The organism is Streptomyces sp. BBFR51 (genome assembly GCF_044591655.1).
Taxonomy (GTDB): domain Bacteria; phylum Actinomycetota; class Actinomycetes; order Streptomycetales; family Streptomycetaceae; genus Streptomyces.
This window is the reverse complement of sequence record NZ_CP172448.1, coordinates 6,585,029-6,595,113: the sequence shown is the minus strand read 5'-3', so window position 1 is coordinate 6,595,113 and position 10,085 is coordinate 6,585,029. Positions and strand designations below refer to the sequence as shown.

The following is a 10,085-nucleotide window of genomic DNA, read 5'->3' as shown; positions in this document are numbered from 1 at the left end:
TGACAACGCCTGGGCGGAGCGGACGACCGAGCTGGGCAGCGGGGCCCCAGCCCGATGCCCCCTGGTCGCGCTCACTTCTCCGTCGGCTCGTTGCCCTCCCGCAGCCGTACTGCCAGTGCCAGCTCGTCCAGCGACCCTTGACCCGGCACGAACCACCGGATCGTGCCCTGCGTCGAGCTGTCCACCCCGGAGGCCTCGAAGCGCATCTTCCGCGCGAGGCCGCTGGGCGAGTACCAGGCGTCGTCGGCGTGCCACTGCAAGGGGTTACGCCCCGCCTCGTTGCTCCACGTCGCCTGGGCCCGATGCGGATCCGCCGCCAGCCACTCAGTCATCTCGCGGCGCTCCGGCTTGCTGTATGGGCGGAACTCCAGGACCGAGCCTTCCTCGATCGCGCCGGCGGCAACCAGGGTCGTCACTGCGTTCACCTTCCGCCCTCGAGCCTCGGCCGTGGCTACTTGGTAGTCCTCGTTGAGCGCCGGCGCCTTCTCCTCGGAGTCGAGCTTGCGCAGGGCCGCACGTACCACTCGCTCAATCCGCTCCGTGTTCCGGACGGCGGCGATGATGTGGCTGGAAGTGCCGTACTCGTTGTCGATCGCATCGAGCACCCAGGACAGGGACTCACGGACCAGGTCGGGCACCTTGGCGAGTTCCGCCGCCCAGTCGCACTCCGGGTCCTCGATGGCCCGGGTGTCCAGACGGCGGTAGACAATGTGGGTGACGAGGAGATCGCCGTAGAAGGCCGCCGCGTCGGCACGCCAGACCAGCCCTTCGCGGAGGGACTGCAGCTGCGCCCGGACCTCGCGGAGGAGTTCGACGCTGCGCCAGACCTTGAAGACGTTCGGTTCGGAGCCGAAGGTCTCCTGATAGTTGTGGTCCTCCCACAGCCCGGCAAGGTTGTCGTCGCGCTTGGCCACGGCGGCGAGCCGGGCGTTCGGACTGACGGCAGCGAGCGCCTCGGCGGCCTCGGCGATGGAGCAGCCGTGCGCCGAATCGGGCACCGTCTCGCCGCGCTTGGTGACGTAACTGCGGTTAAGAAGCATGGCGAAGTCGTCGCGGAGCCTGATCTGCCCGGGGTCGAGGGACTTGAAGTCGCGCTCCTCGATCGGGTTCTGCGTGTTCGTGGTAGTGGTGACCTGGTCACCGAAGCCTGGCGGGCAGTCTTCCAGGGAGATCAGGCGCACCAGGACCCGTCCGTCCTGCGCGGCACCCGTGTCCTCGGTGAAGGCCCGGTAGATGGCACTCACCGTCTGCGCGCCATTGACCACGCTGACGCCGGACAGCTGGAAGTTGCCCACTTTGCCGGGCAGTGCCCGGCCGATCGGATGGATCGACTCGCACAGCATGGTGATGCCGTTGCTGAAGTACCAGAAGTGCTCGGGCTCCTCCCGCAGAGTCTCCCTGATCTTGGAGTTGACGTCGCTCTCGTCGAGAGAGTCACGGATATTCCGGGCGAAGAGGCCGCGCCGGTGCTCCTCATAGAGATCGGCGAGGTCGGGGACAGTCATGGTGCCGTACATCGCCTTGTACGGCATCAACTCCTGACCGAAGCACTCCAACTGCACCTTGGTGTCGATCTTCGGTGCGGCGGAGTCGCCGAGAGTCGCGCGATGGAAGTCGCGCAGGTCGAGGACCTTGACTTCAACCATGTCGCGGACGACCTGGTTCTGCTCGTCTTGCTTCATCTTGATCAGCTCGCGCACGCCGTCGCTGAGCGGCGCCTCACGCATCAAGGCGAGCACCATGGTGATCTTCGGAGTGCCGCCGTCGTAGGCCCGCTCGATGTCGGGGACGAACGGCTGGAAGCGGCGGTTGAACCGGCCGAAGTTCCGGTCGAGCATCAGGTCCAGACCGTGGAACATCTTGTGCACCTCGGCCTCGCCGAAGCCTCCTTTGTTCTGGTCGCTCCACTTCGCCTGCACCAGACAGATTCGGGAGCGCATGGTTCCTAAGTCCACGGCGATCGAGTCGAGGCCCTGATCGTCCTGCCCGTCGAAGACTCGTGTGGCGGCGACCCGGTCGCTGCACGGGTGCTCGATCTGCGCGGCGAGCGCAGCCAGACCACGGCTCAGAAACGCCTGATGGCGATTGGCCTTCGACAGGCGCGCCTGGTCCGACATGTCGATGAGGCCGGTGAAACGGTCCTCGATCGCCGTGCGGACATACCCCACGTGCAGTTTGCTCACGATCCACCCCTGTCAATGCCTCAGATCGTCAACACCCTATCGGCGGGAGGTCCTTGTGAACTTCCTCCCGCGCACCTACCTGTGTTCTGTGCATCGCAGCTGTCCGTCGGGGCCAACTATCGTGCTCAGCCACGCTTTCACCCGGAGGTGTGTACGCTCCCTGCGGATCGCCCCGCTGGGTGACCGGGTCGCCCGCAGAAGGAATAACCAGCGCCTCCGTTCGATTGGTTTCCTTGCAGAGATCGCGGGAGGGGACGCTGGTGACAGACCTGAAGCTGTTCCGGCTCGACGCAGACGGCCGGGACATCGAGCTGCGCGGCTCGACAGTCGCACTGGAGGTCGAGCTGCAGCGGCGGGTTGAGGCCGGTCTGGAGCAGATGCTGGGCATCCGGTTCGTGGCGTCGGAGTACACGACCGGTCCGTGGCACCGGGGGCGGATCGACACCTTGGGGCTGGACGAGAACGGCAGCCCAGTGGTGATCGAGTTCAAGAAGGGCTCCGACAGCGGGGTGATGTCGCAGGCCGTCTCGTATCTGGGCTGGCTGCGCTCGGCGCAGCACGAGTTCGAGGCGTTGGTCCGGAAGGTGCAGGGGGCGGAGGCCGCCAAGTCGATCGACTGGCGGCGGCCGCGGATGGTCTGCATCGCGGCTGGCTTCTCTCACCACGACCGCGTGGCCGTGCAGTGGCTGCCCGAGCGGATCGACCTGGTGCGCTACCGGGTGTTCGAGGGCGGCCTGCTGAGCCTGACCCTCGTCGACTCCTCACCCGGCGCGCCGAGTGTCGCTTCGTCCCGGCGGATTCGGGAGCGGAACACGGTGGCCGACAACGCGTCGGCGGTACCGGCGGCTCCTTCGTCGACGGGTGCCGGCCTCGTTCCCGAGTGCCTGCGGGACCTGTACGGGGAGCTGGACGAGGCACTTACGGCGTGGGGCGAGGTCGAGGTCGCGGCCCTGCGGCACTACATCGCCTACCGGCGGCTGGTGAACGTGGCGTCGGTGATCTTCCGTCCGAAGCACGAGGCAATCCTCGTCTACCTCAGACTCGACCCGGAAACGGTCGAGCTGGAGGAGGGCTTCACCCGAGACATGCGCGGCATCGGACATCTCGGGACCGGAGACCTGGAGGTTCGCGTCGTCTCGGCAGCCGACCTGGAGAAGGCGGCGCCGCTCATCCGGCGGGCGTTCGAGGCTGCCTGACGCGACGAGAAGGGCCGCTGGTGCATCAGTTACTCGATGCACCAGCCGCCCTTCGGCGTCTGCGTACCGTCGGCCCCGGGCTCTCCGCTCTCACGCTCACGCCTCCGGTCCGGCCAGCTCGAAGTCGTCCTTCGCCAGCTCGGCGCACAGTCGCTGCTCGGCGACGTCGGCGTAGTGCGCGGACAGCTCGACGCCCACGAAGCGGCGTCCCTCGCGCAGGGCCGCGACCCCTGTGGAGCCGCTGCCGGTGAACGGGTCGAGGACGGTGCCGCCCTCGGGGCAAACTTGGACGAGCTGCTGCATGACCTCGACGGGCTTCTGGGTGATGTGGACTCGGCCCTTTCGGGGCTGGGAGGCGATGTAGTGACCAGGCAGGTAGAGGTCGCGGGTGTTGTCGAGGGATCCCTTGACGCCCCAGATGATGAACTCCGAGTCCTGCTTCGGCCCGCCCTTGCGAGGACGGCTGGAGGGCTTGATCCACGGGATGGTGCCGCTCCAGGTCCACCCCGCCAACTGCAGGGCGTCGGAGGTGGTCGGCTCCTGCCGCCAGTCGGTGAAAACCATGGCGACCGCGTGCTCGGTCGAGGCCCGGTACGCCTCGGTGAGCAGTTCGGTCAGCCAGGAGCGGTAGGAACGCTGGTCGCGGTTCTCGCCGGGGAAGTTGGCGAGATCGTGGGCGCTGTTGCTGGTGACGTACTTGGCTCGCGCGGTGCGGCCGGTGCGGTCCGAGCTGGTGCGTCCACCGGAATTGTACGGGGGATCGGTGATCACCGCGTGAACGCTCTCGTCGGGGAGGGACTTCAGGACGGTCAGGGCGTCGCCCCGGTGCAGCGTGTAGCTCATTAGGACCTCTCTTCGGGCACGGCGGATCCGGGCCCGCCCCGGACAGCGCTCAGCAGCGGTCGTTTCGGGCGGGGTTGTACCGGAGGTTAACGGCCAATTCCGGCCGCGCCTAAGGAGGCGCCCCCTGCCACGGGCCCCGGGTGGCAGTCGTTTGTTACGGCCGGGATCCGGGTCTACTGTCTCGCCGTGTCACCGGGCAGGAGACTCGCTCCGCACCTGCTGACCTGTACTTATCCGTGCTGTCTCGTCCAATCGAGCAGTGTCGGGGGCACGTTGACCATGCATCCCCGAGCGCCTCCGGAGGTCCCGATGCGCTGCCTGAGATTACGAGCGCGGCTGGCTGCCGCGTGTGACCTGAAACCCGCGTCGGGGAGTTATCAACTCCTCAGACCCGGGCCCCCTAGAGGCGGATGCACATCGGCGCGGTGCCGACGACTTCCAACGAGAAGTCGGCACCGCGCCTCTACGAAAACCGAGGAGCCGCTGCGATGCAGCATGCCCTGATACACCCGCGTCCCGACCCACCACTGTCACCTGGCCGTCACCGCCATCCCGGTGAACGGCGGCGGCGATGAAGAAGGCGACCGGAGCCCTTGTCGGTCTCTGCGCGACCGGCTCGCTACTGCTGGCCCTTCCGATCCTCGCCATCGGTGCCGGCACCGCGTCGGCTTCGTGCTCGACCGACACTGCACCGGGTGTGGATACCGCCGCCGTCGCCAAGCAGGTGAAGGCCATCCTGGACGGCGGCGACAAGGGCTCGGTCTCTGTGCCGGGCCTGGACGACCCGGCCGATCAGGTGCCCAACGCCAAGACGATCCAGGCCACGGGCGTCGCGATGAACATCCCCGCCCGGGGGCAGGTCGTGGCCCTGGCGACCGCCCTGCAGGAGAGCGGCCTGCGGAATCTGACCTACGGCGACCGCGACTCGCTGGGGTTGTTCCAGCAGCGGCCGTCGCAGGGCTGGGGCACGGCGAACGAGATCCTCGACCCAGTGCACGCCAGTACCAAGTTCTACGAGGGTCTCAAGAAGGTCTCCGGCTGGCAGTCCCTGTCCGTCACTCAGGCCGCCCAGGCGGTGCAGAAGTCGGGCTTCCCCGAGGCGTATGCCAAGTGGGAGCCGCTGGCCACCGCCCTGCAGAAGGCCATCGAGCCCCTGCTGCAGGAGGCCGGCCACCCGTCGCCGAGCCCGTCCGACTCGGCCCACGCAAGCAGTCCTTCGCCCAGTACCGCAGGCCGCTGTTCGGCGGACGGGGACGGGACGGACTTCGGCACCATCCCTGCCGGTGCACTGCCGACCGAGTACAAGATCCCCGCCACTGCCTCACGAGAGGTTCAGACGGCGATCCGGTGGGCGTTGGGTCAGCTCGACACTCCGTACCAGTGGGGCGGGAGCTGCACCGACTCCCACGGCACCGACCCGATGGGCCGATGCGACTGCTCCTCCCTGATGCAGCAGGCGTACAAGGCCGCCGGGGTCACCCTGACGCGGACCACGTACACACAGGTCAAGGACGGCAAGGCGGTGTCGGCCGACGCCCTTCGTCCGGGCGACCTCCTCTTCACCGAGGGGTCGGCTGCCGTGCCCGAGCACGTCGGCATGTTCATCGGGCAGGGCCTGATCGTCCACGCGCCGCACACCGGCGACGTAGTTCGCATCACGACCCTCGCGTCGTGGAAGCCGCAGATTCTCGCGGCCCGCCGAGTCGTCTGACCGGCGCTTCCCTTCTCCCCCTTTCCTCGCACCGTCGCTTCGCCACAGCGGGCTTTGGCGCGCATTCAACCGAACTGGAGTTCGCAATGTTTCTCGCCGACCAGGTCATACAGCTCGCCTACGATCCCGGAATCAAGCCGAACGAGGGCGGTCTGCCGGGCCTGAACGTCCTCAAGCAGGTGATGGGCTCGATCAACCTCTTCGGTCTCATCGCCGTGGTCGGCGCCCTCGCCGTCAGCGCCGGTGTGTGGGCCTGGGGACACCACTCCGGCGGTCACCAGGCGGAGGCGAACGGCAAGAAGGGCGTGTTGGTGAGCGCCGGCGCTGCCCTCCTGCTCGGCGCGGCGAACGGCGTGGTGGCCTTCTTCAGCACGCTCGGGACGCAGGTCCACTGATGGTTCAGCACCCCACTCACCCCGGCGGCGCATCTCGCGTGCGCCGCCGGGCGCTGCTCGGCACCATCGGCCTGATGGTGCTCGTCGCCCTCGCCAGCCTGGCCGCGTACCTCACCCGCGACGGCAGGAGCACCTCCGAAACCCCTGCTACACCGTCGAGTTCACCCACCGCTGCCTCCCCACCCGCATCACCGCCCGAGCCGCTCACGCCGCGCACCCGTCCCCGTGACCTTCCGGTCCCGCCGAAGACCCGCGATCCGATCGCGTTCGGGAAGGCAGCCGCAGCAGCGCTGTGGTCCTACGACACCCGCGCGTACTCGCAGACCGAGCTGCAGGAGGCCCTTCACGGGTGGCTGACCGCGGAGACGAAGTACGCCGACCCGGCCTCGGTGGACAAGATCATCCCCTCGCCCGTGCTGTGGAAGGAGATGGCCGCCAACGGCCAGTTCGCCACCGCCAAGGTGCACGAGGGGCACTTCCCGCACGCGTTCACCCAGGCCCTTCAGGACGATCCCGGGGTGATCACCCAGGCGTACGTCTACGCCGTCACGGTCTCCGGGAGGCAGTCGATCGCCTGGAAGGGCTCGCCCGCCGGCGGTGCGGAAAGCCGTTCCACCACCCTCGCGGTCCAGTGCCGCCCAGACCATCCCTGCGCCCTGGTCGGCGTCATGCCGTCCGTCGCGCCCTGACCCCCGTTCACGGAAGGAGGTACCGCCATGGATGTCTGCGGCATTCCCTTGATGGACAAGGTGTGCACCGCCGTCGACTTCGCCACGAACCCGGGTGGAACCGTCACCGACGGCCTCGGGGCCTGGATCGCGAAATCGGCGGGCGAACTGGCGGCCAGCGCAGCCGATCTCGCCGCCGAGGCCGTCAACAAGACGACCGCCATCGACCTCAACGCCGGATGGTTCCGAGACAACTACGAGCTGCTGCTGCCCATCGGGCTCGCCCTGACCGTCGGCATCTTCTGTATCCAGATCATGTCCGCGGCCTGGCGACGTGACGAACGCGCCCTGGCTCAGGCGGCGTTCGGCACGATGACCGGCGTCCTCTTCAGCTTCTCCGCCGCCGCCTTCACCACCGTCGCCATCACCGTGGTCGACGCTCTGTCCGACGGGCTCTTCCAAGCGGCCAACTCGTCGGTCGACGACGCGATCCGCCGGGTGGTCAAGGTGGATCAACTGGGCTCGATGTTCAGCCTCGGCTGGGGGGTGTCAGCGCTGGTCGCCCTGGGATGTGCCATCGGCGCCTTCCTGTACTGGGGTGTCATGGTCGCCCGCAAGGTCGGCGTGCTCATCATGGTCGCCCTGGCCGTGTTCGCTGGAGCCGGCGGCGGCTGGGAGGTCGCCAAACGGTGGCGACGCGGCTGGATCGAGGCCACCGCCACACTGATCGTCTCGAAGCTCCTGATGACCGTCGTCTTCCTGATCGGTGTATCCGCCATGGGCAAAACCGACAGCAGCGACGGGATGGCGGCCCTGTCCGACGCGATGGCGGGCATTGTCGTGATGGTCCTGGTGCTGCTCTGCCCGTACGCGACGTACAAGTTCGTCCACTGGGCCAGCGACGGCGGCGGCCACGACGACCTGCACCGCACCGGCGTCACCGGCATGGCGGTCGCCGCGGGAGCAGCGAAGACCGCGGGCAGCCTGGCGATGCGGGTCAGCACCGGAACCCCCGCTCCGCAGGGCCCGAGCCAGGTCCCCGGTGCGGGCACCGACGGCGTCGCCTCCGGCATCAACCCCTCCGGCGGCAACCTCAGCAAGGAGGGCATCGACGCCGGCCCGCCGAAGCCGCAGACCCGCTTCCGGTACGGCGAGGATTCGAACGCCGGCGGCGACAAGGGCCGGGCCCTGATCCAGCGGCCCGGGATCCCACCGCTGATCTCGCGTCCCGGCGAGGACGAAGCGGAAGGCTCCGAGGCGACCGTCCAGGGCGTCAGTGGCGGCTCCGACCATGTCGCCGGCACGTCGGCGCCGGGCGGCAGCGCGGCTTACATGGGCACCGTGCCGTCCACCGGCCCCGCATCCTCGACCACGCCGCCGTCTTCTACCGGACCGTCGGCCACTGGCTCTCCGACGCCGACGCCGACGCCGACGAACTGGGTGTACCCCACCCAGCCACCGACGGGTTCCTGACCCACCACGCCTGAGGGCGGGCCGTACTCCACGGCCCGCCCCATCCCGCCCGACAGCAGAAGGGTTCCGCCATGACGTTCAGAAGAGCGCCGCGTGCCCCGTCCTCCGCCCGCTCCCACCGTCTGGAACCACCATGTCCGGCAAGCACCAGGCCCCTACAGCCACCGTGAAGTTTCCCCACCGGAGCAGGCGCGGCATCCTGCTCGGTCTGACCGCCCCGCAACTCATCGTCGCCGGCCTCACCGGGCTTCTCCTTCTCGCCGTGGTCCTCACCCGCGGCGTGGTCGGCGCTCTCCAGCTCATCCCCCTGTGGGCCGTGATCGCCCTTGCCGTCTTCGTCCGCCACCGTGGCCGTGCCCTGGCGGACTGGGCTCCGATCGTCACCCGGTACGTCCTGCGCCGGATGCGCGGCCAACTCGTCTGGCTCACCCGGCCCTCCCGTCGGCCGACCCGCGAAGGGCTCCTCCACCTTCCCGGCACCGCCGCCAGCCTGCGCGTGGTCACCGCCCCCGACGGTAGGTACGGCGCGGTCCACGACCCCCACAACAACACGCTGACCGCCGTGGTCAAGGTCTCCTCCCGCGCCTACGCCCTGCTCGACCCGGGCACCCAGCAGGCCAACGTCAACGGCTGGGGACGCGCCCTGGCCGCGCTCGCCCGCACCGGGCAGATCGCCCGCATCCAGGTGATCGAGCGCACCGTCCCGGACTCCGGCGACGCCCTGCGCCGCTACTGGGAAGAACACGGCCGGCCCGACGCCCCCATGGCCGGCGCGATCTACAACGAGCTGATCCAGAGCGCCGGCCCAGCGGCGGCCCCCCACGAGGCGTACGCCGCGTTGTCGCTGGACACCAAGGCGGCGCGACGGCTGATCAACCAGGCCGGCGGCGGCCTGACCGGCTCCTTCAGCGTCCTGGCGCAGCTCACCTCCACCTTCGACCAGGCCGCGCGGACCGCCGGGCTCAATCCCACCGGCTGGCTCACCGCCCGCGAGATCGCCGCCGTCGTACGCACCGCCTACGACCCCAAGGCCCTCGCGACGCTGGACCGCTGGTCCTCCGCCGGCCGCCCCGAGGCCGAGCCCACCGCCGCCGGACCCGTCGTGGTCGTCGAGAAGGCGGACCACATCGCGACCGACTCGGCCGTCCACGCCACGTACTGGGTGGAGAACTGGCCCCGGACCGAGACGTCGGCCGGCTTCCTCCACCAGCTCCTGTTCACCGGCGGGGTCCGGCGCACGCTGTCGCTCTCCTACGAGCCGAAGGGACTGGACGCCGCCCTGCGCGACGTCCAGCGCAAGAAGGCCAGCGTGATCGCCGATGCCGCCGAGCGGGCCCGGCGCGGACAGGTCGACTCCGAAGCGGACTCGATCGAGTACCAGGACATCAAGTCCCGCGAGCGCCAGCTCATCGCGGGCCACGCCGATGTCGCCCTGACGGGGCTACTGACCGTCTCGGCCGACTCCGAGCACGAACTCCGTTCCGCCTGCGCGGTCGTGGAGACCGCCGCCGTCGGCGCCCAGCTCGACGTCCGGCCGCTGACCTGGCAGCAGGCCGAAGCGTTCACCGCCGCCGCCATGCCGCTCGCGCTCGCCGCCTGACGCCGGCCTCCCCTTC

General features: G+C 69.1%; 8 protein-coding genes. 6 read left to right on the top strand and 2 right to left on the bottom strand.

The window, feature by feature from the left end; translation table 11 throughout:
• Positions 1-71: 71 nt before the first annotated feature.
• Positions 72-2,183 (bottom strand): AIPR family protein, encoded by a 2,112-nt coding sequence (locus tag ACGH7X_RS30215; protein ID WP_399890779.1) that lies wholly within the window; start codon positions 2,181-2,183, stop codon positions 72-74.
• A gap of 260 nt (positions 2,184-2,443) precedes the next feature.
• Here ACGH7X_RS30215 and ACGH7X_RS30210 point away from each other — a divergent pair, with 260 nt between their 5' ends.
• Positions 2,444-3,379, top strand: a complete 936-nt coding sequence (locus ACGH7X_RS30210) for a DUF5655 domain-containing protein (protein WP_399890776.1) — start codon at positions 2,444-2,446, stop codon at positions 3,377-3,379.
• Between the two features lie 96 nt (positions 3,380-3,475).
• Here ACGH7X_RS30210 and ACGH7X_RS30205 read toward each other — a convergent pair whose 3' ends face one another.
• The gene (locus ACGH7X_RS30205; RefSeq protein ID WP_399890773.1) at positions 3,476-4,222 is read right to left on the bottom strand and encodes a DNA-methyltransferase; all 747 of its coding nucleotides are present in this window, start codon (positions 4,220-4,222) and stop codon (positions 3,476-3,478) included.
• 571 nt (positions 4,223-4,793) lie between these two features.
• Here ACGH7X_RS30205 and ACGH7X_RS30200 point away from each other — a divergent pair.
• The 5 genes from ACGH7X_RS30200 to ACGH7X_RS30180 all read left to right on the top strand — a co-directional run bounded on the left by ACGH7X_RS30200 (position 4,794) and on the right by ACGH7X_RS30180 (position 10,069).
• Complete coding sequence (locus tag ACGH7X_RS30200; RefSeq protein ID WP_399890770.1) at positions 4,794-5,933, top strand: C40 family peptidase; 1,140 nt, start codon at positions 4,794-4,796, stop codon at positions 5,931-5,933.
• An 86-nt stretch (positions 5,934-6,019) separates the two neighbouring features.
• Positions 6,020-6,328: a DUF6112 family protein gene (locus tag ACGH7X_RS30195; RefSeq protein WP_281907606.1), complete on the top strand. Its 309-nt coding sequence runs from the start codon at positions 6,020-6,022 to the stop codon at positions 6,326-6,328.
• Entirely contained in the window at positions 6,328-7,017 is a 690-nt protein-coding gene (locus ACGH7X_RS30190; protein WP_399890767.1) for a hypothetical protein, read from the top strand. Before ACGH7X_RS30195 ends, ACGH7X_RS30190 begins: the two co-directional genes overlap by 1 nt.
• 27 nt (positions 7,018-7,044) lie before the next feature.
• Positions 7,045-8,469 (top strand): ATP-binding protein, encoded by a 1,425-nt coding sequence (locus ACGH7X_RS30185; RefSeq protein ID WP_399890765.1) that lies wholly within the window; start codon positions 7,045-7,047, stop codon positions 8,467-8,469.
• 133 nt (positions 8,470-8,602) lie between these two features.
• Complete coding sequence (locus tag ACGH7X_RS30180; protein WP_399890762.1) at positions 8,603-10,069, top strand: SCO6880 family protein; 1,467 nt, start codon at positions 8,603-8,605, stop codon at positions 10,067-10,069.
• The last annotated feature ends 16 nt before the right edge of the window (positions 10,070-10,085 follow it).

Bases quoted from the DNA above. Each gene is read 5' to 3' on its own strand.
- ACGH7X_RS30190 (WP_399890767.1), top strand. From the start codon at position 6,328: ATGGTTCAGCACCCCACTCACCCCGGCGGCGCATCTCGCGTGCGCCGC.
- ACGH7X_RS30180 (WP_399890762.1), top strand. From the start codon at position 8,603: ATGTCCGGCAAGCACCAGGCCCCTACAGCCACCGTGAAGTTTCCCCAC.
- ACGH7X_RS30200 (WP_399890770.1), top strand. From the start codon at position 4,794: ATGAAGAAGGCGACCGGAGCCCTTGTCGGTCTCTGCGCGACCGGCTCG.
- ACGH7X_RS30195 (WP_281907606.1), top strand. From the start codon at position 6,020: ATGTTTCTCGCCGACCAGGTCATACAGCTCGCCTACGATCCCGGAATC.
- ACGH7X_RS30185 (WP_399890765.1), top strand. From the start codon at position 7,045: ATGGATGTCTGCGGCATTCCCTTGATGGACAAGGTGTGCACCGCCGTC.
- ACGH7X_RS30205 (WP_399890773.1), bottom strand. From the start codon at position 4,222: ATGAGCTACACGCTGCACCGGGGCGACGCCCTGACCGTCCTGAAGTCC.